Origin of the sequence: Bradyrhizobium sp. WSM1417, from assembly GCF_000515415.1 — a bacterium.
Classification (GTDB): Bacteria; Pseudomonadota; Alphaproteobacteria; order Rhizobiales; family Xanthobacteraceae; genus Bradyrhizobium.
Window position 1 is genome coordinate 3,221,377 of sequence record NZ_KI911783.1, and the last position, 20,950, is coordinate 3,242,326.

General features: G+C 64.4%; 21 protein-coding genes. 12 read left to right on the forward strand and 9 right to left on the reverse strand.

Annotated features, from left to right (window positions below):
- Position 1: 1 nt before the first annotated feature.
- Together BRA1417_RS0115575 and BRA1417_RS0115580 are read right to left on the reverse strand one after the other, a co-directional pair.
- Complete coding sequence (locus tag BRA1417_RS0115575; RefSeq protein ID WP_027516535.1) at positions 2-1,237, reverse strand: PLP-dependent aminotransferase family protein; 1,236 nt, start codon at positions 1,235-1,237, stop codon at positions 2-4.
- Between the two features lie 64 nt (positions 1,238-1,301).
- Complete coding sequence (locus tag BRA1417_RS0115580) at positions 1,302-1,829, reverse strand: DUF3124 domain-containing protein (RefSeq protein ID WP_027516536.1); 528 nt, start codon at positions 1,827-1,829, stop codon at positions 1,302-1,304.
- A 67-nt stretch (positions 1,830-1,896) separates the two neighbouring features.
- Between BRA1417_RS0115580 and BRA1417_RS0115585 the strand changes: the two genes are divergently transcribed.
- The 4 genes from BRA1417_RS0115585 (at position 1,897) to BRA1417_RS0115600 (ending at position 7,354) form a co-directional block, all read left to right on the forward strand.
- Positions 1,897-3,624, forward strand: coding sequence for a cation:proton antiporter (locus tag BRA1417_RS0115585; protein ID WP_027516537.1), 1,728 nt, complete (start codon positions 1,897-1,899; stop codon positions 3,622-3,624).
- A gap of 175 nt (positions 3,625-3,799) precedes the next feature.
- Complete coding sequence (gene ribB / locus BRA1417_RS0115590; protein WP_027516538.1) at positions 3,800-4,876, forward strand: 3,4-dihydroxy-2-butanone-4-phosphate synthase; 1,077 nt, start codon at positions 3,800-3,802, stop codon at positions 4,874-4,876.
- 161 nt (positions 4,877-5,037) lie between these two features.
- Positions 5,038-6,252, forward strand: a complete 1,215-nt coding sequence (locus BRA1417_RS0115595) for an acyl-CoA dehydrogenase (RefSeq protein ID WP_007594720.1) — start codon at positions 5,038-5,040, stop codon at positions 6,250-6,252.
- Positions 6,253-6,430: 178 nt separating this feature from the next.
- Positions 6,431-7,354, forward strand: coding sequence for an MBL fold metallo-hydrolase (locus tag BRA1417_RS0115600; protein ID WP_027516539.1), 924 nt, complete (start codon positions 6,431-6,433; stop codon positions 7,352-7,354).
- A gap of 7 nt (positions 7,355-7,361) precedes the next feature.
- Here the strand turns inward: BRA1417_RS0115600 and BRA1417_RS0115605 are convergent, their stop codons facing one another.
- Together BRA1417_RS0115605 and BRA1417_RS0115610 are read right to left on the reverse strand one after the other, a co-directional pair.
- Positions 7,362-8,216 carry a DUF1499 domain-containing protein gene (locus tag BRA1417_RS0115605; RefSeq protein ID WP_027516540.1) on the reverse strand — a complete coding sequence of 285 codons (855 nt, stop codon included), beginning with the start codon at positions 8,214-8,216 and terminating at the stop codon, positions 7,362-7,364.
- A gap of 172 nt (positions 8,217-8,388) precedes the next feature.
- Positions 8,389-10,017 carry a fatty-acid--CoA ligase gene (locus tag BRA1417_RS0115610; RefSeq protein WP_027516541.1) on the reverse strand — a complete coding sequence of 543 codons (1,629 nt, stop codon included), beginning with the start codon at positions 10,015-10,017 and terminating at the stop codon, positions 8,389-8,391.
- A 65-nt stretch (positions 10,018-10,082) separates the two neighbouring features.
- Here BRA1417_RS0115610 and BRA1417_RS0115615 point away from each other — a divergent pair, with 65 nt between their 5' ends.
- Positions 10,083-11,219 carry an extensin family protein gene (locus tag BRA1417_RS0115615; protein ID WP_027516542.1) on the forward strand — a complete coding sequence of 379 codons (1,137 nt, stop codon included), beginning with the start codon at positions 10,083-10,085 and terminating at the stop codon, positions 11,217-11,219.
- 37 nt (positions 11,220-11,256) lie between these two features.
- On the opposite strand, the gene BRA1417_RS0115620 is transcribed toward BRA1417_RS0115615, so the two are convergent.
- Positions 11,257-11,943: a L,D-transpeptidase gene (locus tag BRA1417_RS0115620; RefSeq protein WP_027516543.1), complete on the reverse strand. Its 687-nt coding sequence runs from the start codon at positions 11,941-11,943 to the stop codon at positions 11,257-11,259.
- A 335-nt stretch (positions 11,944-12,278) separates the two neighbouring features.
- On the opposite strand from BRA1417_RS0115620, the gene BRA1417_RS0115625 reads away from it, so the two are divergent.
- The 3 genes from BRA1417_RS0115625 (at position 12,279) to BRA1417_RS0115630 (ending at position 14,478) form a co-directional block, all read left to right on the forward strand.
- Positions 12,279-13,256 carry a magnesium transporter CorA family protein gene (locus BRA1417_RS0115625; RefSeq protein WP_027516544.1) on the forward strand — a complete coding sequence of 326 codons (978 nt, stop codon included), beginning with the start codon at positions 12,279-12,281 and terminating at the stop codon, positions 13,254-13,256.
- A gap of 186 nt (positions 13,257-13,442) precedes the next feature.
- Positions 13,443-13,661: a hypothetical protein gene (locus tag BRA1417_RS42825; RefSeq protein ID WP_026233114.1), complete on the forward strand. Its 219-nt coding sequence runs from the start codon at positions 13,443-13,445 to the stop codon at positions 13,659-13,661.
- A 196-nt stretch (positions 13,662-13,857) separates the two neighbouring features.
- Complete coding sequence (locus BRA1417_RS0115630; protein ID WP_027516545.1) at positions 13,858-14,478, forward strand: Uma2 family endonuclease; 621 nt, start codon at positions 13,858-13,860, stop codon at positions 14,476-14,478.
- Between the two features lie 40 nt (positions 14,479-14,518).
- Here the strand turns inward: BRA1417_RS0115630 and BRA1417_RS0115635 are convergent, their stop codons facing one another.
- Both BRA1417_RS0115635 and pdxH read right to left on the reverse strand, forming a co-directional pair.
- The gene (locus BRA1417_RS0115635) at positions 14,519-15,271 is read right to left on the reverse strand and encodes an SDR family NAD(P)-dependent oxidoreductase (RefSeq protein ID WP_007607375.1); all 753 of its coding nucleotides are present in this window, start codon (positions 15,269-15,271) and stop codon (positions 14,519-14,521) included.
- 97 nt (positions 15,272-15,368) lie between these two features.
- Entirely contained in the window at positions 15,369-16,010 is a 642-nt protein-coding gene (pdxH, locus tag BRA1417_RS0115640; protein ID WP_027516546.1) for a pyridoxamine 5'-phosphate oxidase, read from the reverse strand.
- Positions 16,011-16,123: 113 nt separating this feature from the next.
- Between pdxH and BRA1417_RS0115645 the strand changes: the two genes are divergently transcribed.
- Together BRA1417_RS0115645 and BRA1417_RS0115650 are read left to right on the forward strand one after the other, a co-directional pair.
- The gene (locus BRA1417_RS0115645) at positions 16,124-16,525 is read left to right on the forward strand and encodes an RT0821/Lpp0805 family surface protein (RefSeq protein ID WP_027516547.1); all 402 of its coding nucleotides are present in this window, start codon (positions 16,124-16,126) and stop codon (positions 16,523-16,525) included.
- 109 nt (positions 16,526-16,634) lie between these two features.
- Complete coding sequence (locus BRA1417_RS0115650; protein ID WP_027516548.1) at positions 16,635-17,597, forward strand: DnaJ C-terminal domain-containing protein; 963 nt, start codon at positions 16,635-16,637, stop codon at positions 17,595-17,597.
- A gap of 328 nt (positions 17,598-17,925) precedes the next feature.
- Here the strand turns inward: BRA1417_RS0115650 and BRA1417_RS0115655 are convergent, their stop codons facing one another.
- Together BRA1417_RS0115655 and BRA1417_RS0115660 are read right to left on the reverse strand one after the other, a co-directional pair.
- Positions 17,926-18,696: an anti-sigma factor gene (locus BRA1417_RS0115655; RefSeq protein WP_027516549.1), complete on the reverse strand. Its 771-nt coding sequence runs from the start codon at positions 18,694-18,696 to the stop codon at positions 17,926-17,928.
- A 106-nt stretch (positions 18,697-18,802) separates the two neighbouring features.
- Positions 18,803-19,291 carry a sigma-70 family RNA polymerase sigma factor gene (locus BRA1417_RS0115660; RefSeq protein ID WP_007594679.1) on the reverse strand — a complete coding sequence of 163 codons (489 nt, stop codon included), beginning with the start codon at positions 19,289-19,291 and terminating at the stop codon, positions 18,803-18,805.
- A gap of 173 nt (positions 19,292-19,464) precedes the next feature.
- Between BRA1417_RS0115660 and fabI the strand changes: the two genes are divergently transcribed.
- Complete coding sequence (fabI, locus tag BRA1417_RS0115665) at positions 19,465-20,280, forward strand: enoyl-ACP reductase FabI (RefSeq protein ID WP_007594677.1); 816 nt, start codon at positions 19,465-19,467, stop codon at positions 20,278-20,280.
- A 14-nt stretch (positions 20,281-20,294) separates the two neighbouring features.
- Positions 20,295-20,894 (forward strand): histidine phosphatase family protein, encoded by a 600-nt coding sequence (locus BRA1417_RS0115670; RefSeq protein ID WP_027516550.1) that lies wholly within the window; start codon positions 20,295-20,297, stop codon positions 20,892-20,894.
- Positions 20,895-20,950 lie beyond the last annotated feature (56 nt).

Genomic DNA, 20,950 nt, shown 5'->3' on the forward strand with positions numbered 1-20,950 from the left:
CTCACACTCCCGCCTTCTCCACATTGGCGCTGCGGGCGGGCACGCCGAACTCCTTGCGGCAGATATCAGCCAGCACGGCGACGCCCTCGCGGATCTGCTGATGTGAGGGGCTCGCAAAGCACAGCCGCAATCGCGATCTGGAATGATTTTTGTCGGTCGACCATTCCGGCCCCGGATTGATCGATACGCCGGCGGCAAGCGCGGCCTGATACAGCTTCAGCGTATCCACCTGATCGGGCAGCTTCACCCACAGGAAGATGCCGCCCCTGGGCTCCTCGAACTCGGCTGCCGTCCCGAACTGCTCGTTGACGGCCTCCATCAGCGTATCGAGCTTGGTGCGCAGCGCCTTCGTCAGCGCCGGCACGTGGGTCGAAAAATGCGGCTTGCAATAGGCGGCGAGCACCATCTGCTCCAGCGCGCCGGAGCCGGCGTCCGTCTTCAGCGCCAGCATCCGCGACATCACATCCCAGGGCGCGACGATGAAGCCGACGCGCAGCGCGGGCGCGATCGACTTCGAGAACGAGCCGATATGGATCACGCCGCCGTTCGGGCTCATCGCATGGATCGCCGGCGGCCGCTGTCCTGACCAGACCAGATCGGCATAGCAATCGTCCTCGAAGATCGGCACGCCGTAGTCTGCCGACAGCCGCAACAGCTCCGTGCGGCGGCCCTCCGGCATGATGCTGCCGGTCGGGTTCTGCACCGTCGGAATGGTGTAGATGTATTTCGGCCGGATGCCGCGGCCCTTGAGGTCGGCCAGCGTCGCGGCCAGCGCGTCCATGCGCATGCCGTCCTTGTCGAGGGGGATTCCAACGACGTTGACTCCGAGCCGTGCCAGGCGGGTCAGCGAGCCCTGATAGCTATCCTGCTCGAAGATCACGGTATCGCCGCGCGTCAGCAGCGTGGCGTTGACGAGGTCCAGCGCCTGCAGCGAGCCGGAGACGATCAGGAGATCGTCGACTGTGCAGTTGATGCCCGCATCGCGCTTGAGTTTTGTGACCAGGAATTCGCGCAAGGGCAGATAGCCCTGGGGACCATGCGCCAGCCCGTAAGTGGCGAGCGAGCGGCCTTCGCGTTGCAGAGCCAGGTTGGCGGCCTCGATCAGATGATCGAGCGGCAGCTGCTCGGAGTCGTTATTGCCCCCGACAAAACTGTATTTGGCGAGGCCCGTCCAGCGCGCAGAGGGGGCCGGCAGCCCTGCGGGAAACAGGGGCGCAAAATCGAAGCTGGACGTCATGGGAGCGTTCCTCGTTCTATTCTTGTCAGGCTGCCGGCTTTGCGCCGGCCATCGTGCTTCTTGCCTATTTCTTGCCGACCGTCCGGGTCGGACGGCCCTGGCTGATGAAAGCGTAATGCGCATTGGCGACGCCGCCAACCATCAAGGCCTCGACGGCAGGCTCGGCGATCTCGCTTGTTGCGGCCCAATCGACGAGGAAATTGGCTCCGGTCCCGCCGCGTACGTCGTCGGTCGGAATGAAGATCGAGACGGTGGCGAGGGGCTTCAACGCGACGGGTGCCTTCAGATAGCTCTCGACCTGCTTGCCTGCGGTGTCGAAATAGGCGATGCGTTTGACCACCAGTGCTTGCGTCTCGGAGGCGTTGTGCACGCTCAGGGTCACCGAGAAGTCGACGCGCAGCTTGCCCTGGCTCATCGCGACGCTGGAATAGGCGGGCACGTAGAATCCGCCGGAGACGGCAAGTTCTTCCTTCGGCAATGCGGTGAGGGAATCGGCAAAGCTTTGTTCGATATTGACCTTGGATTGAGCGGCTGCGGGGACGGAGCAGAGGAGGGGGCATAGCAGCATTGCAATGGCCAGCCCCATCCGCATGTGACGAATTGCTCGCTTGCCGCGCCGCACTCGATCACTAGGGTGCGGCAAAACGGACCAATCTGGCATGCACGAGCTCATTCGCGACATCACTCTCTGTATCCTGTTTGCCTGGATGCTGGGCCTGCTTGCCCACTTCTCCAGGCAGCCGTTGATCCTGGCCTACCTTATCGCCGGCTTCTGCATTGGTCCATTTGGCGCCGGCTGGGTCAAGTCGCAGGAATCGATCAGCGTCATCTCCGAGCTCGGCCTGATCTTCATGCTGTTCATGATCGGCCTGGAGATCGACCTGAAGAAGATCGTGCGGGCGGGAAAGGTCATCCTGTTCGCGGCGGGCGGCCAGCTCCTCGGCGGCTGCCTGCTCGGGGTGCTGTTCTTCGCCGGCATCGGCCTGTCGCTCGGGGGCGGGCAGTTCGATGCTGTTTACCTCTGTGTCGCCTGCGCGCTGTCGAGCACCGTCATCATCGTCAAGGTGCTCTACGAGAAGCGCGAGCTCGACACGCTGCCGGGCCGCATCACCCTCGGCGTGCTGGTGCTCCAGGACATCTTCGCGATCCTGTTCCTGGCGGTGCAGCCGAGCCTTGCCAATCTGGAAATCAGCGTCATCCTGCTCTCGATCGGCCGCGTCGCGGTGCTGGTCGCCGCGGCCCTGCTGGTGAGCCGCTACGTGCTGCCGCGCCTGTTTCACCAGATCGCCCGCCGCCCCGAGTTGATCCTGCTCGGCGCGCTCGCCTGGTGCTTCCTGGTCGCCGAGACCGCCGAGCGGCTGTCGCTGTCGCGCGAGATGGGCGCCCTGATCGCCGGCGTCTCGCTTTCGACCTTTCCCTACGCGCTCGACGTCACGGCCAAGGTCACCACGCTTCGCGATTTCTTCATCACGCTGTTCTTCGTCGCGCTCGGAATGACCATTCCCGTGCCCGGCCTCTCCGTGATCGGGCTTGCCCTGATGATCGCGGCGTTCACGGTGGTGAGCCGCCTCGTCACCACCTTCGCCCCGCTCTATCTGATGAAGCAGGGCCTGCGCGCCAGCCTGTTGCCGGCCCTGAATCTCGCGCAGATCTCCGAATTCTCGCTGGTGGTGATCCAGACCGGCGTCGCCGCCCACCACATCGCGGCCGAGACGGCGAATGCGGCCTCCTTCGCCTTTGTGGTGCTGGCGGTGCTCTCAACCTTCGTGATGACCCGCAGCGACGAGATCACCCGCTGGGCGATCGGTCCCCTGAAGCGGATCGGCCTGCGCGATCTCGACCACGGCAACGGTCACGGCGAGGAAGGGCACGAAGGCCATGGCGAGGCGCGCCGCATCGTCATCCTCGGCTTTTTCCGTGCGGCGAGCGCGCTGCTGGCCGAGATCGAACGGCAGGCCCCGGTGCTGCTCGAGCAGACCACCGTGATCGACTTCAACCCCAATGTGTACCAGACGCTGCTTTCGCGCGGCCTGCACGTGATCTATGGCGATATCAGCAGCGCCGACACGCTGCTCCATGCCGGCGTCGGCAAGTCCGAGATGATCATCCTCAGCGTACCGGATTCGCTTCTGAAGGGGGCCAGCAACGAGAAGCTGGTCCGCCACGTCCGCACCCTCAACCCGACCGCCATGATCGTTGCCACGGCCGATCTGTTGTCGGATGTGGACGAACTCTACGCGGCTGGCGCCAGCTATGTCACCGTGACCCGGCTCAGCGACGCCCATGAGCTGTTCACGGTGATCGAGGCCGCTCAAGCCGGCCTGTTGGCCGACAAGCGTGCCGAGCTCGATCAGCGGCTCGGCGAGCGGCGCGAAGTGCTGCCCTGACCGCGCCCGGCTGGCTTCTCACCGGGGCTTTTCCGCGCCCATATCCCTGATCTCCCCAGTGCAAGCCGCCCGCCGGGCAGGGCTGCGGTCCGGCATATGCGGTTGCACCGGGGACACTAGCGCCCCGGCCCAAGTCCGGCTAAGCCTCCGGGCCATAACCGTCAGAGATTGGGAAATGCCGGATAACGTCCAGGAAGTCTTGCAGGCCTTTGCCCGGGGTGAGCTCGTGGTCGTCACCGACGACGATGACCGCGAGGGCGAGGGCGATCTGATCGTCGCCGCCTCGTTCTGCACCGCGGAGAAGATGGCATTCATCATCCGCCACACCTCCGGCATCGTTTGCGCGCCGATCACCACCGAAGATGCGCGCCGCCTGCGGCTCGATCCGATGGTGGCCCACAATGATTCCGCGCACACCACCGCATTCACGGTCTCGATCGACTACAAGCCCGACGGCGGCACGGGCATCTCTGCCGAGGAGCGCGCCTCCTGCTGCCGCGCGCTGTCAAATCCCAACGCCGGCGCCAACGACTTCGCCCGTCCCGGCCACATCTTCCCGCTGATCGCCAAGGACGGCGGCGTGCTGCTGCGCTCCGGCCATACCGAGGCCGCGGTCGATCTGTGCAAGCTCTCCGGCCTGCCGCCGGTCGGCGTCATCAGCGAGTTGATGAACGACGACGGCAGCGTGATGAAGGGCGAGCAGGTCGCCCGCTTCGCCGCCCAGCACAACCTCAAGCACGTCACCATCGCCGACATGATCGCCTACCGCCAGGTGCGCGAGAAGCTGATCGAGCGGGTCTCGACCTTCGTCACTGAAAGCCCGATCGGGCCGCTGCAGGGCTATGCCTACCGCTCGCCGTTCGATTCCATCGCCCACGTCGCCTTCGTCTACAACGGCGTCGGCGACGGCAAGAACGTTCTGACACGCTTCCACAAGCCGAATATCGTCAAAGACATCTTCACCGGCCACAAGCGCATGGCGGCGGTGCTCGAGCACTTCAAGAAATCCGGCCGTGGCGTTCTGGTCTATCTGCGCGACGGTGCTGCCGGTGTCCCCGTGGCGCCGCTGCCCGATGAGAGCGCGACCGAGGCTGACCGCAACCGCCAGTGGCGCGAAGTCGGCGTCGGTGCACAGATCCTGCGCGATCTCGGCGTCACCTCGATCCGGCATCTCACCTCTTCGGTGCACGACTACAAGGGCCTTTCCGGCTTCGGCATCGAGATCGTCGCCAACGAGCTGCTCGAAAGCTAGCGCTGTCATCCCGGGGTGCGCGAAGCGCATCCCCCGACGCGCGCCTCGCGGGTCCCCCAGGAATCACGCGGACCCGATCCTCTGCAACGCAATTGCACTTGTTGCCGCGGCGCTTTACGTTGTCGGGCAAATTTTGACGGAACCAGACGAAAGGACGTTTCATGACCGCGCGCCCTCAGGCCAAGGACAAGCCGGCTTCGGCTTCTTTCCAATGGGACGATCCGTTCCTGCTCGACGAGCAGCTCACCGAAGACGAGCGCATGGTGCGCGACACCGCGCGCGCCTACGCCCAGGACAAGCTGCTGCCGCGCGTCGCCAAGGCCTATCTCGAAGAGAAGACGGATCGGGAGATCTTCAACGAGATGGGCGAGCTCGGCTTGATCGGCATCACGTTGCCGGAGGAATATGGCTGCGCCAATGCAGGCTATGTCGCCTATGGTCTGGTCGCGCGCGAAATCGAACGGGTCGATTCCGGCTACCGCTCGATGAACTCGGTGCAGTCCTCGCTGGTGATGTATCCGATCTACGCCTATGGCGACGAGAACCAGCGCAAGAAGTACCTGCCGAAGCTCGCCAGCGGCGAGTGGGTCGGCTGCTTCGGGCTGACCGAGCCTGACGCCGGCTCCGATCCGGCCGGCATGAAAACCCGCGCCGAGAAGGTGTCGGACGGCTATCGCCTGACCGGCAGCAAGATGTGGATCTCGAACGCGCCGATCGCCGACGTGTTCGTGGTCTGGGCCAAGTCGGCCGCGCACGACAACCAGATCCGCGGCTTCGTGCTGGAGAAGGGCATGAAGGGCCTGTCGGCACCGAAGATCGGCGGCAAGCTGTCGCTTCGCGCCTCCATCACCGGCGAGGTCGTGATGGACGGCGTCGTGGTTCCGGAAGACGCGCTGCTGCCCAACGTCTCCGGTCTGAAGGGCCCGTTCGGCTGCCTCAACCGCGCCCGCTACGGCATTTCATGGGGTGTGCTCGGCGCCGCCGAGGACTGCATGCACCGGGCCCGCCAGTACACGCTCGACCGTAAGCAGTTCGGTAAGCCGCTCGCTGCGACCCAGCTCGTGCAGAAGAAGCTCGCGGACATGCAGACCGAGATCGCGCTGGGCCTTCAGGGCTCGCTGCGCGTCGGCCGCCTGATGGACGAGGGCAAGTTCGCGCCCGAGATGATCTCGATCATGAAGCGCAACAATTGCGGCAAGGCGCTCGACATCGCCCGCGTCGCGCGCGACATGCACGGCGGCAACGGCATCTCGATCGAGTATCACGTGATGCGCCACGTCCATAACCTCGAGACCGTCAACACCTACGAGGGCACCCACGACGTCCACGCCCTGATCCTGGGCCGCGCGATCACGGGCATTCAGGCGTTTTTCTAGGCACGTATTCCGTGGCCGTTGTTTGCTCAGCTGCCATCGTCCGCCTTGTGCGCAATTGCGCACTGGGGCGGACGATCCAGTATCCCAGAGACCTCGCCTTCGTCTCGACCGCCGCGGCGTACTGGATACCCCGCTTTCGCGGGGTATGACGGCAGAGAGTTTGGCTACAGGAAGTCCCATGTCCGACAACGACGACGTCCCGTTCAACCGCGACTTTCCGCTGAAGCCCGGCATCGTCGAGGAAGTCCGCCCCGGTGTGCGGCGCGTGCTCTGTAACAATCCGAGCCCGTTCACTTTCACCGGCACGGTCAGCTACATCGTGGGCCGGGGCAATGTCGCGATCATCGATCCCGGTCCGGACGACGAGGCGCATGCGGCGGCGCTGCTCGATGCTGTCAGCGGCGAGACGGTGAGCCATATCTTCGTCACCCACACCCACCGCGACCATTCGCCGAACACCGCGCGGATCAAGCGGGCGACCGGCGCGCCTGTTTACGCCGAAGGCCCGCACCGCGCCTCGCGCCCGCGTTTCGAGAGCGAGAAGCACAATCCGGAATCCGGCGCCGATCGCGACTTCGCGCCCGATATCAGGATCGCCCACGGCGACGTCGTCGAAGGAGACGGCTGGCGGCTCGAGGCCGTGGCGACACCCGGCCATACCGCCAATCACCTCGCGTTTGCCTGGCCCGAGCGGAAATTCAACTTCGTCGGCGATCACGTGATGGGGTGGTCGACCTCGATCGTGGCGCCGCCCGACGGCTCGATGATCGACTACATGGAATCGCTGGATCGTCTCGCCGCGCGCGAGGAGGATATGTATTTCTCCGGCCACGGCCCCGAAATTCCAGACGGTCCGCGCTTCGTGCGCTTCCTGATCCGTCACCGCAAGGCGCGCGAGGCCTCCATCCTGCACCGCCTCGCCAAGGGCGAGACCGACATCCCGACCATGGTCCGGGCGATCTATATCGGCATCGACCCGAGGCTCACCACCGCGGCAGGCTACTCCGTGCTGGCGCATCTGGAAGACCTGGTCGCCCGCGGCGTGGTGGCCACGGACGGCGATCCCGTGATCGGCGGGACCTATCGGATGGCGAACGCCTAGCGTTCCGTCACTTCTTCACCGTCTTCGCCGGCGCCTTCGGCGGCGCCACCGGCGTCTTCTTCACCGGCTTGAGTGCGTCGGCATCGGCGGCGGTGTTGAGATCGTCGATGAATTTCTTCACGCGCGCGGCGTTGCTGCCGAGGTCGCTCTCGAAATAGCGCGAGGCGGAGCGGATATCGACGCGGGAATCCTCGCCGTCGGGCACGACGCGGATCGCGATGTCCTCGCGGAATCCCATGATCGGCGAGCGCGCCACCGCCTCGATGCGGCCGATGCGGCGCGGCGGCTGCGGCGCGCGCTCGTCGATCACAAGCCATTTGCGCTTGTTGACGAGCTGAAGCGCGATCGCATAGGCGCGGTCGACCGAAATCTCGAGCTCGATCGGCTCGATATCAGGATAGAACTGACGCTGCTGCTCGGCCGAATAGAGGCCGGCATACACAGCGGTATTGGCACCATCGCCGGTGCGCAGGCGGGCCAGCGCGTCGAAGCGCGGCGGGTCGATCGGGTCGGTGGTGATGTCGTGGATCGCCGGCAGCTTGCGGTATTGCAGGCCGAGATAAGCGGGATAGGCGAGGATCACGCCGTCGATCAGGAACGCGAGCAGGATGCGCGCCATGCCGCGCGAGCCGTTCTGCCAGATCGCGGCAAAGCCGGCGAGCCCGAACAGGATCGAGAGCGCCGCAATCCCAAGCCCGCCGAAGAAGGTCGCGAGTGCCGGCTTCATCTCCAGGAAGCCGAACCGGACGATAATGATCGAGACCACCACCGCCACCACAGCGAACACGGCCAGATTGCGCGCCCAGCTCGCGAGGCTGGACACGGGCTCCGACTGATAGGGAGCGGAAAACCTGCGGGCCATCGGGTGAGCTCTGCCGGGGTCTTGAGGGCGATGCCGGCCGATCGGGCACGACGATGGGCCGTTGAGACCACGGCCCCGAGGCAAATTCAAGGGTTCCCGGGATGTTACGGCCTGTCATTCCGGGTTCGATGCCGTTGGCATCGCCCGGAATGACGGTGTTTGGTTTGGCCGCCTACGCTGCCGCGTTCGGGAAGCGGTATTCTTTGAACTGGTCGCGCAGCGCGGTCTTCAGGATCTTGCCCGTCGCCGTGTGGGGGATACCGTCGACGAAGGCAACGTCGTCGGGCATCCACCATTTGGCGATCTTGCCGTCCATGAACTTCAGGATGTCCTCGCGGCTGGCCTGCTGGCCCTGCTTCAGCTGCACGATCAGCAGCGGACGCTCGTCCCATTTGGGATGAAACACCCCGATCACGGCGGCTTCCGCCACGGCTGGATGGCCGACGGCGAGGTTCTCCAGCTCGATCGAGGAAATCCACTCGCCGCCGGACTTGATCACGTCCTTGGAGCGGTCGGTGATCCGCATGTAGCCGGCTTCGTCGATGGTCGCGACGTCTCCGGTGTCGAAGAAGCCGTCCTCGTCGAGGATGTCAGTGTCGACCCGGTAATAGGCCTTGGCGACGGCCGGGCCGGCGACCTTGAGACGGCCGAAGGTCGTGCCGTCCCAGGGCAGTTCCTTGCCGGCATCGTCGGTGATCTTCATCTCGACCGCGAACGGCGCGTAGCCCTGCATCTGCAGCACGTCGAGCCGCGCCTCGCCGGTCGCATTCTGGAACGGCGGCTTCAGCGCCGCGACGCTGCCGATCGGGCTCATCTCGGTCATGCCCCAGGCGTGGCGGACGTTCGAGCCCATGTCGAGGAAGGCCTTGATCATCGAGCGCGGCATCGCCGAGCCGCCGCAGATCACCATCTTCAGGTCCGGCAGCTTCAGATTGTTGGCGGTCATGTGCTGGAGCAGCATCAGCCACACCGTGGGCACGCCGGCGGTATGCGTCACCCTCTCGGTCGAGAGCAGCTCATAGACCGAGGCGCCGTCGAGCTTGGCGCCGGGCATGACGAGCTTGGTCCCCTGCGAGGGCGCGGAGAAGGCGATGCCCCAGCTGTTGGCGTGGAAGAGCGGCACAACGGGGAGCATGGTCTCGGAGGCGCTGGTGCCGAGCGCGTCGACATTGTTGGCCATCAGCGCGTGCAGCACGTTGGAGCGATGCGAATACAGCACGCCTTTGGGGTCGCCGGTGGTGCCCGACGTGTAGCACATCGCGGCCGCCGTGTTCTCGTCAAAGTCCTTCCATTTAAACTGGCCGTCGGCCTCCGCGATCCAGTCCTCGTAGGCGACCACGTTCTTCAGCGTCGTCTGCGGCATGTGCGCCTTATCGGTGAGCACGACATAGCGTTCCACGCTTGTCAGCTTGTCGGCGATCTTCTCCAGGACCGGAATGAACGTGATGTCGGTCATCACGATGCGGTCCTGCGCATGGTTGATGATCCAGGCGATCTGTTCGGGGAAAAGGCGGGGATTGACGGTATGGCAGATGGCGCCGATCCCCATGATGCCGTACCAGACCTCGAGATGGCGCCAGGTGTTCCAGGCGATCGTTGCGACACGGTCGCCGAGCTTGATGCCGTCGCGCTCCAGCATTTGCGAGACCTTGAGCGCCCGCTTGTGGATATCGGCATAGGTGGTGCGATGGATCGGTCCCTCGACCGAGCGCGTCACGACCTCCTGCTTGCCATGAATCTTGGCGGCGTGTTCGATGATCCGGTGGCAGAGCAGGGGCCAGTCTTGCATCAAACCAAGCATTCCGTCGTTCCTCCGAGAAGCCGCTGGGCGGATTGTCGCTCTCAGCGTTGGGCCAAAGAATTGTCATGAGTTTTAGCCTGCCCGCCTTTCGCCGCAAATGGTCTTGTCGCGGCTATATGTCCGTCGGCGCGGCCATGGTTACCGTCGCGCTTGGTCTCGCGGATCGGGCAGAAGCGCGCAAATATGGGTCTCCGCTGGACATCTTTGGTATTGCTGCACCACGGCCGCGCGCGGCGGTTCATTCTGCCAATATTTCTGGCAGGATCCCGCTCCCAAGGCCTCGCCCCGAGGAGGCCCCCAAGGCCTCAGCCAAGGCGTCGGACGAGGCTCCTTCGGAGACCGACGGCAAGCCTTCCGCGGAAAGGCCTTCCGCGGACAAACCTGGCGCCACCAAGCCCGCCGAGGCGGCGCCGCCGCCCGAGAAGCAGGCCTCGGCGTGCCGCCTTGCGCTCACCGAGGAGATCGCGATCGCGCCCTCGATCCCGGATATCCGCGGCCCGGGAGCCTGCGGCGGTGAGGATCTGGTGCGGCTCGAGGCCATCGTGCTGCCGGACAAGCGCAAGGTGGCGGTCAAGCCGGCGGCGATCCTCCGCTGCACCATGGCGTCCGCAATCGCCGATTGGGTGCGCAAGGACGTGGTGCCGCTGGCCTCGAGCCTCGGCTCGACCATCAGCGATCTCGACAATTTCGACAGCTTCGAGTGCCGCGGCCGCAACCGCGTTGTCGGCGCCATGCTGTCCGAGCACGGCAAGGCCAACGCGATCGATGTCCGCGCCATCAAGCTCGTTAACGGGCAGTCGATCGGCCTGACCGATCGCACCATGTCGCGCGAGGTGCGCGAGCGCGTGCTGCATTCGGTTTGCTCGCGCTTTTCGACCGTGCTCGGCCCTGGCTCGGATTGGTACCACGAGGACCATATCCATCTCGACCTCGCGCAGCGGCGCAACGACTACCGGATCTGCCAGTGGAACGTCTGGGATCCGCTGCCGCAAATTGCTCCGCTGCTGCCGGCGGAACGGCCCGAGGAGGCGCCGCCACGTGAGTTCGCGGCCAAGCCCGAAGCGAAGCCCGAGGCCAAGCCCGATGCCAAGCAAGGAGTTGACGACGAGGCGGCGGAGACATCTTCTGCGCCCGCGGACAAGCCTGCGGCCGACGGCAATAAAACCCAGCCGCACAAGCCGGCAACAAAAAAGCGCCGGTAAAACCGGCGCTTTTGAATGTCTGAGATCAGGAACCTGATCAGTAGCTGCCCGCCTGGCCGGTTTGGCTGCCGCCGAGTGCGAGGCGCGAATTGTAGGGCGAATCGCCATGCTTGGGTTCGAGCACCACAACGAGGGTGCCGACCTTGACGCGATCATAGAGATCGATCGCGTCCTCGTTGGTCAGGCGGATGCAACCCGACGAGATCGAGGCGCCGATATATTCCGGCTGGTTGGTGCCGTGAATGCGGAACAAGGTGTCCTTGCCGCCGGAGTAGAGATACATCGCGCGGGAGCCCATCGGATTGTCCGGGCCGGGTGCGACATAGGTCGGTACGCCCAGGCGCGAAATTTCGCCGGGGGTGGGGTGCCAGGCCGGCCACTCGGTCTTGCTGCCCACCTTGGCGATGCCCGACCAGGCCATGGCCTCTTCGCCAACCGTGATGCCGTAGCGGATCGCCTTGCCGCCATCCAGCACGTAATAGAGATAATGGTTGTCGGAATCGACCACGATCGAGCCAGGCGTTTCCTTGCGGTGGTAATCCACGATAGCGCGGCGGAACGGCTCTGCGACCGCAGTATTCTCATACCTGACCTTGGCGAGGAGTTCCTTGTCCTTCGGCTTGAACGCCTTGGTGTCGGTCGCCTCGTAATGCGTGGCCTGCATGCAGCCCGACAGCATCAGGCCAGCGGCCAGAATCCCGAACATAACTTTCAGCGACGACATGATTTGGTTCCAATCGACAACAACAAGCTTTCGTGGGGCTTGAGCAAGCCCAAGTCCACGATTCCGTTGGCTCCATTATCGTTGAAATCTGCCACAATTCCAGCCTTACGAAGCTTCTCCCGCGCTGCAAGACCTTACCTGTGGCTTTTCTGCCGCAAATTTTGCGGGCCAGAGTCGGTTTCGGGGCAAAACGGGCGCATGTGTCGATTCTGTGCCACAGTTGGGCCATGGCGTCGCCACAAATGCAAACGCTCCGTTAATGTGCTTGTCATCATCAACTTGTCAGAATCGCGCTAAGGGCTGTCAGTCTGTCGCAGGCCCTGCTGGAGTTGTGCATGTTTTCTGTGTTTGTTCCCTCCGAGTCCTCCCTCAAGAAGGCCTTCGTCGAGGATCTCGCGGCAGTCCCGGAGCATGCGGTCTGGATCGACCTCGTCAACCCGACCGCGGCGGAGGACAAAGCCGTCGAGAGGCTCTCGGGGATTGCGATCCCGACCCGGGAAGACATGCAGGAGATCGAGATCTCGAGCCGTCTCTATATGGAGAACGGCGCGCGCTACATGACCGCGACGCTGATGTGCCACTCCGACACCGATATGCCCCGGACCACGGCGGTGACCTTCATTCTCGGCGACCACCGTCTGGTGACGGTGCGCTATGACCAGCCCAAGCCCTTTGCGCTGGTCGAGGCCAAGCTGGCCCGTTCCTGCACACCGGCCATCACCGGCGAGATGGTGCTGATGGAGCTGCTCGATGCCGTGATCGACCGCTGCGCCGACATCCTGGAGCGCTGCGGCGCCGAGATCGACCAGGTCTCGCATGACATCTTCGAGCCGGAGAGCGAGCGCCACGGTCACGCCAAGCAATATTCGCAAATCCTGATCTCGATCGGACGCAAGGGCGATCTGACCTCCAAGGTTCGCGAGAGCCTGGTCTCGATCGGCCGCGTCGTCGCCTTTCTCTCGGCCGTGGTAGAGGGCGTGAAATGGTCGAAGGACATGCGTGAGCAGCTCAAGACCATGCAGCGCGACGTCGTCTCGCTGACCGACCACGCCTCCTACCTCTCCAGCAAGATCACCTTCGTGCTCGACGCCATGCTCGGCGTCGTCAATCTCGAGCAGAATAACATCATCAAACTGTTTTCGGTCATGGCGGTTGTCCTGATGCCGCCGACGCTGATCGCCTCGATCTACGGCATGAATTTCAAGTCGATGCCGGAACTCGAATGGGCGCACGGCTATCCGTTCGCGCTGGTGCTGATGCTGATCGCGGCGATCGTTCCGTACTGGATCTTCAAGTGGAAGAAGTGGCTGTAATAGCTACCGAGATCTTACGCGGGACGCAGAGACACAGTGTCTGGTGTCGCAGAATAGAGCGGGATTGCGGCCGCACGGCGATGTGTGCTCGCCGCCCCAATTCCTCCGGTAAAATTTGAGCGGTGGGCTGAACGTTTACGCGAAACTTGTCTGCGATAAGGAGCAGGTAAGCCGCGAGGAACAGCCATGGTTGAAAAACACATAACGACGCCCCCCAACGTCATCGATCTGGCGAGCTATCGCCACGTCGCGACGAGCGGCAAGGCGTCGTCGATGTCGGCACGCATGTGCCGGCACTGTGGTGCTCCGCTGCTCGACGGTGAGAACGACGACGATTGTTCGACTGCAATCAGCACGGCCGCTCCGCAGCCACGCGAGAGGTCACGTCGGATTCGACTCGATTGAGGAACGGAAGCCAAGCGCGATCCAGGTCCTGCGGCGGCGTTGTCTGGATCGCCTTGCTCCCGTTCCCGTAGCTCTTCCCTACAGTTGGACCGTAGCGTCTGATGGGAAGGTGGCGGCCCCTGCCAGCCCTCCTTATCTCTATTGGCGTTCGCGGCGGAGCCGATTAGGCTCACGCCCGGTGACGTCGGAGACGCCGATGGGTGTTGGAATCAAAGAACCCACCAGGGCCGGGCGCATGTCCGGCGAGCGCTTCCGCGTGTTCCAGGAAGGTCGGCCGGACCATGAGCGCTGGGAGCTTGTCGGAGGTGTCCCGATGATGATGACGCCGCCGACGATTGCGCACAACCGCATCGCGGGAAATCTTGAGCGTCTGCTCAACGACGCGCTCGCGAGTCACGATCAGAGTCGCATCGCAATGCAGCGTCCCGGCATCGAACTTGGGTCGGGCGAATTCCGCCCCGAGCCGGATGTTGCCGTCATCGATGCGGAGTACGAGCCGGACCAGAGGTTCGTCGAGCGAGCCTATCTGCTGGCAGAGATCGTCTCCGCCAGTGACGACACGCGGGTGCCCGCCACCGAAAAAAGGTGGATCGACGTCAAACGAACCATCTACCTCGCGCACGCGGCCTGCGAAGCGGTGCTCATCATCGAGCAGGACCGGATGGAGGTCCGTCTCGACGCGAGAACGCCGAGTGGCTGGAGCTCGCAAACACTCGGCGGGTCCGAGCAATTGAAGCTGCCCGCATTCGGAGTGCAATGCGCCGTTGCTGATCTCTATGAGGGGACACCGTTACAGCCGCGAAAGCGCCCCGCTTGAAGGGCTCTCAGACTCTCCGTCTTTGTACGATGACGAGAGCCTACACGTGCTGGCCGCCGTTGATGTGGATCTCGGCGCCGTTGACGTAAGAACTGGTGTCCGTGCACAGCACGTAGATGATTTTGGCGACCTCGTCCGGTGTGCCGAGGCGATGCATCGGGATCTGCTGGTCGACGATCTTCTCGGTGCCCGGCGACAGGATCGAGGTGTCGATCTCGCCGGGTGCGATCGCGTTGACGCGCACGCCGACGCGGCCGAAATCGGAGGCCATCTCGCGCGTCAGGGATGCGAGCGCAGCCTTCGAGGTGGCGTAGGCGGCGCCCGCGAAGGGATGCACGCGCGAGCCCGCGATCGAGGTGACGTTCACGACAGAGCCCTTGGCCGTCTTGAGTTCCTCGATCAGTCCGCGCGCCATCATGATTGGCGCGAAGAAGTTGACGTTGAACACGTGCGTCCAGGTGTCGAGGTCGGTGTCGATCGAGCCGAGCCTGGAGCCGCCGGCGCCCTTCGGTGAGATCGCGGCGTTGTTGACCAGCGCATGCAGCATGCCGCCTTCGAGCCGGTCGCGGATGTCGGAGATCGCGCGGGTGGTATCGGCGGGGGTGGCAAGATCGACCTGGATATGGTCCTCAGGGCCTGCGTCCCACGGACAATCCTCCGGGAACGGATGTCGCGAGCAGGTGATCACGCGCCAGCCGGCCGAGGAGAAACGGATCACGGTGGCATGGCCGATGCCGCGGCTAGCCCCGGTCAGGAGCAGCGTGCGGCGCGGCGCGTTGGAAGGCTGCGGCATGAAGGTCTTTCAGGTTGGAGCATGATCCGGATCCGGAGGGCCGCGTTAGCGCAAAGCGGGCAGGGGCTTTCCGAAAGGATGATGCTCGAACAAAATACTAAGGATACATCCGCGTCTTGGACCATTTCTGGCCGGCCGCGTCATGGCGAAATTCGATGCGGTCGTGCAGGCGGAATGGGCGGTCGTGCCAGAACTCGATACGCGACGGCGTGATACGCCAGCCGCTCCAGCCCGGCGGCCGTGGCACCTCGCCGATGATGTGCTTGGCGGCGACCTTGGCGATCGCCTGCTCGAACGCGAAGCGGCTCTCGAGCTCTTGCGACTGCTTGCTCGCCCAGGCGCCGATCTGCGCCTGCTTGGGCCGGGTGGCGAAATAGGCGTCGGCCTCGGCCTCGGTCACCGGCGTCACGTTGCCGCGGATGCGGACCTGACGGCGCAGCGACTTCCAGTGAAAAAGTAACGCCGCCTTAGGATTTGCGGCGAGTTCGCGGCCCTTCTGGCTGGCGATGTGGCTGTAGAAGACGAAACCATCGGTATCGAAGCCCTTCATCAGCACCATGCGCACGTCCGGCAGGCCGTCGGGGTCGACGGTTGCGAGCGCCATGGCGTTCGGATCGTTTGGCTCGCTCTTGATGGCTTCGTTCAGCCAGGCCTCGAACAGCGCAAAGGGCTCGTCGGCGGCGGTGAAATCACCGGATGTTAAGGGTGTCTGGTGTTTCATCGAGGTCGTGTCGGTCATGTCTGGGGTCCGAGTTGCGTCCTGCGGTCCAAAACGCGCTGTTGTCTGCTACCGCCCTATATAGGGTATGGGGACGCGTTGGCCTATCGGCGATCCGGCCATCCGGCTTCGTCATGACGATCATTCTGATCGGGCTCGGCACCGGCGGTTGCAGCTTTTCCCGCAACGACAAGAGTGCCTACGCCAAGGCCGACGACAGCGACCTCACCGGCTCGATCGCAATGCCGGCCAAGGCGCCGACCGACACCGATCTCGCGTTCGCCCGCAACGCCGCCTCAGACGTCCTCAGCAAGAACGACAAGGATTCCAGCCAGCATTGGGAGAATCCGGAAACCGGGGCGCGCGGTTCGGTCACGCCGATCGCGCAATCCTATGCCGCCGAGGACGGCCGTAAGTGCCGCGACTTCCTGGCAAGCTATGTCAACGGCAGCACCGAAAGCTGGCTCCAGGGCGCCGGCTGCCAAAGCAGCCGTGGCAGTTGGGAGATTCATACGCTAAAGCCGTGGCGGAGCTAGGAATCGCTCCACCAGCCTAGTTGCAAAAATACCACTCGCCCCCCACATGAGGCTCAGTTGGGGCGGGGAGCCCTTTGTACAATTCGATTTCTTGAAGGAGACGTGACGGATGCGCGACCCCTATGAGGTCTTGGGGGTGCCGCGGAGCGCCAACGCTGCCGCGATCAAGAGCGCCTATCGCAAGCTTGCCAAGAAGCACCATCCCGACAGCAACAAGAACGACCCGAAGGCGGCCGAGCGCTTCGCTGAGCTCAATACGGCCAACGAAATCCTCGGCGACGAGGACAAGCGCAAGCAATTCGACCGCGGCGAGATCGACGCCGACGGCAAGCCGCGCTTCCAGGGTTTTCCGGGCGGCGGCGGGCCGCGCGGGCGCGCGGGTCCCGGTGGGTTCGAAAGCTATACGTTCCGCGGTGGCGGCGCGGGCCCTGGTCCGGGCGGCGGCGCGTTCGAGGACATCCTCAACAGCATGTTCGGCGGTGGGCCGCGCCCGCGCCCCGGGGCCGGCGGCGGTGCCCAGTTCGAATTCGACACTGGCGGGATCGGGCTCGATCTCGACGTCAATGTCGCCATGACCGTCTCGCTGGAGGAGGCGGTGAAGGGCGGCGAGAAGCGCGTCCGGCTGCCGAATGGCAAGGAACTCAACGTCAAGATTCCGGCCGGCGTCACCGAGGGCCAGCAGATCCGGTTGCGGGGGCAGGGCGAGAGCGCCCAGGGCCATCCGCCCGGCGATCTCCTGATCACGATCAGCATCGCGCCGCATCCGTTTTTCAAGATCGAGGGCGCCGATCTGAGGATCGACCTGCCGGTCACGCTCTACGAGGCGGTGCTTGGCGGCAAGGTCCGCGTGCCCACCCTCGGCAATGCCGTGGAGCTTTCGGTCCCGCAGAACACCTCCAGCGGCCGGACCTTCCGCCTTAAGGGCAAGGGACTGCCAAAAGCTGGCGGAACCGGGGATCTCTTCGTCACCATCAGGATTATGCTACCGGACGGGAACGACGCCGAGCTTGAAGCATTGATGCAGAAGTGGCGGGACCAGCACCCCTACAATCCACGTAGCGGGTTTGGCTAAGCGTGATCCGGAAAGTGTGAAGGGGTTCTTCTAAGACTGAGAGCGTCGTCTGTCGAGATGATGCTCATCATATGCCTGAGGCGTGGTAGCCGTTCTTGGCTCACGTGCTCGACGTGTCGGCTGTCCGGCGGGGCAGCCGATAAAAAGGTGCGGCCTCGAGAGGGGGACCAGCGCGGTACCAAAAACCCCAATCGAGGCCGCCCGCGTCGATCGGCGGATCGAACGCCGCTCATTTTCGCGTGATCATCCGGTGCGATAATGAGACGCGCCGATGTCTTCATTCCAAATTTTCAATGTCGGAATCGAGGCACCGCGCTTGCGTGGTTGTCTAGGTGCCGCTTTTCTCTGCTTGGTCGTAGACCGCCTTCGCCACTTTGGTCAGCCGGTCGCGGTCGCCACCACCGCTGACGACGTAGCCGACGCCGCGCTCCGACCAGAACAGTGCCCCGTCCTTGTCCGTTCTGGCGTAGCGCATCTGCGTCGCGCCATTCTCGGTCTTGGCGGTGTAGATCGTGTACCGCTCGCCCGAGGCGCCCTCATACATCAGGAACGACGCCGGCCCGTTCGGCCCCGGCAAGAGCCGGCCTCCGACGAGCTTCAGTCCACTCGCCTCCAGGTTCGGTGCAAACACGGTCCAGCCGCAGCGTCTGGTCAGCCAGGCCTGGAGGTGGTCGCGCTCGTTGCCGCCGACCTCGACGGGATGGCGAACCTCGACGACATAGAGGCGGTGGGCGTCGAGCGCGTCGGTCGTAAAACTCTGGAAGGTCGAGGGCGCGTTGGCGGCGCCATGCGCCAGCCAGCCGGCGGAGCCGCCGGCGACGAAGGCCACGAGCACGGCCGCGGCGGCGCCATACAGCCACTGCCGCGGGCGGCGCTCCAGCCGTTCGAGCTCCAGCCGCGCCGGCACCGGCTCCTGGGCGACAGAATCGTAGCGGGCGTGCAGCATCTCGGCCATGGCGCGCCAGGACTGCACGCGCTCGCCATCCTCGGGCTGCGCGGCAAGCCAGGCCTCGACATCGGCGCGGCGCTCGGCCGGCAACTCGCCGTCGACATAGGCGTGCAGTTCGTCCTCGGTCACTGGGATCTTGCGGTCGTTCATATCGATCGTCTCTGGCTCTGCGGCCCAAAATGTTCTTCGTGTTTCAACTGCGCCGCTTCCCATGCCCTGCAGGAGAAACGACCGGCGCGATGCATCAATCCTGCCATCATTTCACCCGCCTGAGCGCCGGGCGCTCACCCTCCAGCGAGGCTTTGACGTGGGCGCGGGCGCGCGCCAGGCGCGACATCACGGTGCCGATCGGCACGCCCTGGATGTCGGCGACCTCGCGGTAGCTCATGCCCTCCAGCATGACCAGGAGCAGCACCGAGCGTTGCTCCTCGACCAGCGTCGCCAGCGCCCTCTCGATATCGCGCCCTTCGGCTTCGGTCCCGCTGGCATCCGGGTTGTTCTCCGTCAGCTGCATGAATTGCGGCCGCCGTGCCAGCGAGCGCCGCCGGTTCTTGTTGAGGTTGGTCAGGATCGTATAGAGCCAGCTCCTGACGTCGCCCCCGAGAAACAGGCGCTCCGAACGCAGCGCCCGCACCAGCGTATCCTGCACCAGATCATCGGCCGCATCCGCCTCGCGCGTGAGCGCGCGGGCGTAGCGGCGCAACGCCGGGATCATGGCTTCAACACTCTGGCGAAACGCACTCATTGCGGTCTTGACGTCCTGATGTTCGGCGCGAGCGCCACAACGATCATAACACCCGAGCGGAACGGCTATTCCGGCGCTTGAAACAGCGTTAACGCCGCGTATTAGGACTGTACCGCAACGGAGGGCTGGTGTACCTCCAAACCTCACCGGGAGCTCGACGGGACGTTAGCAAAATGGCGCAGAATTCAGGTCTGATGCAGGGCAAGCGGGGCGTGGTCCTCGGCGTTGCCAACAACCGTTCGATCGCCTGGGGCATTGCCAAGGCATGCCACGCGGCCGGCGCCGAGCTTGCCTTCACCTATCAGGGCGATGCGCTGAAGAAGCGCGTCGAGCCGCTCGCCGCCGAGATCGGCGGGCTCGTGCTCGGCCATTGCGACGTCACCGATGCCGCGACCATCGATGCGGCCTTTGCGGTGCTGAAGGAGAAGTGGGGCAAGATCGACTTCCTGGTGCATGCGATCGCCTATGGCGAGCAGCTCGACGGCCGCTACGTCGACACCACGCAGGAGAATTTTTCGAAGTCCATGCTGATCTCCTGCTACTCGTTCACGGCCGTGGCGCAGCGCGCCGAGAAGCTGATGACCGACGGCGGCTCGCTCATCACGCTCAGCTATTACGGCGCCGAGAAGTGGATGCCGCATTACAACGTCATGGGCGTCGCGAAAGCGGCGCTCGAAGCGAGCGTGCGTTATCTCGCCGCCGATCTCGGCGAGAAGAACATCCGCGTCAACGCGATCTCGGCGGGGCCGATCAAGACGCTCGCGGCGTCCGGCATCGGCGATTTCAGATATATCCTGAAGTGGAATGAGGCCAACGCACCGCTGCGGCGCAACGTCTCCACGGAAGACGTCGGCGGCAGCGCGCTGTATTTCCTCTCCGACCTCTCGCGCGGCGTCACCGGCGAGGTGCACCACGTCGATTCCGGCTATCACGTGCTCGGCATGAAGCGCCCGGACGCGCCGGACATTTCGTTCGGCGGGAAGGACTAACTTTTCAGCCAACAATGCCCGTGCCCACGATCTATTATCTGCGCCACGGCGAGACCGAGTGGAATGCGCTCGGGAGGCTTCAGGGCACCAAGGACATTCCGCTGAACGCGCGCGGTCGCGCTCAGGCCGTGCAGGCCGGCGGCATTCTCGCCGATCTGTTCAAGCGCGAGGGCCGCGACAAGGCCGCATTACCCTACGTGTCGAGTCCGCTTGGCCGCGCGCGAGAGACCATGGAACTGGCGCGGAGCAAGCTCGAACTGCCGACTGCGGACTATACGCTCGACGATCGCCTGCGTGAGATCGGCTACGGCACCTGGGAGGGACTGACGCTGGCCGAGAGTGAGGCCTCCGATCCCGATATCTACGCCCGCCGCCTCGCCGACAAATGGACGGTAGGCCCCGCAGGCGGGGAGACTTACGCCGACGTCCAGGTCCGCGTGCGCGCCTGGTACGACCAGCTGCGGACCGACACCGTCGCGGTCGCCCATGGCGGGACCTGCCGGGCCCTGATGGTTTCACTCGGCCTGGAGACGCCGGCGAGCGCCGCCGAACTCTACATCGAGCAGGGCGCCGTCTACGTGTTCCGCGACGGGCGGTTGGAGAAGTTCAGTTAAGCCGGCTCGCCGTCTCCGTGGCGGCTGCGGGTTTGACCACCGGCGCCCCGCGCGTT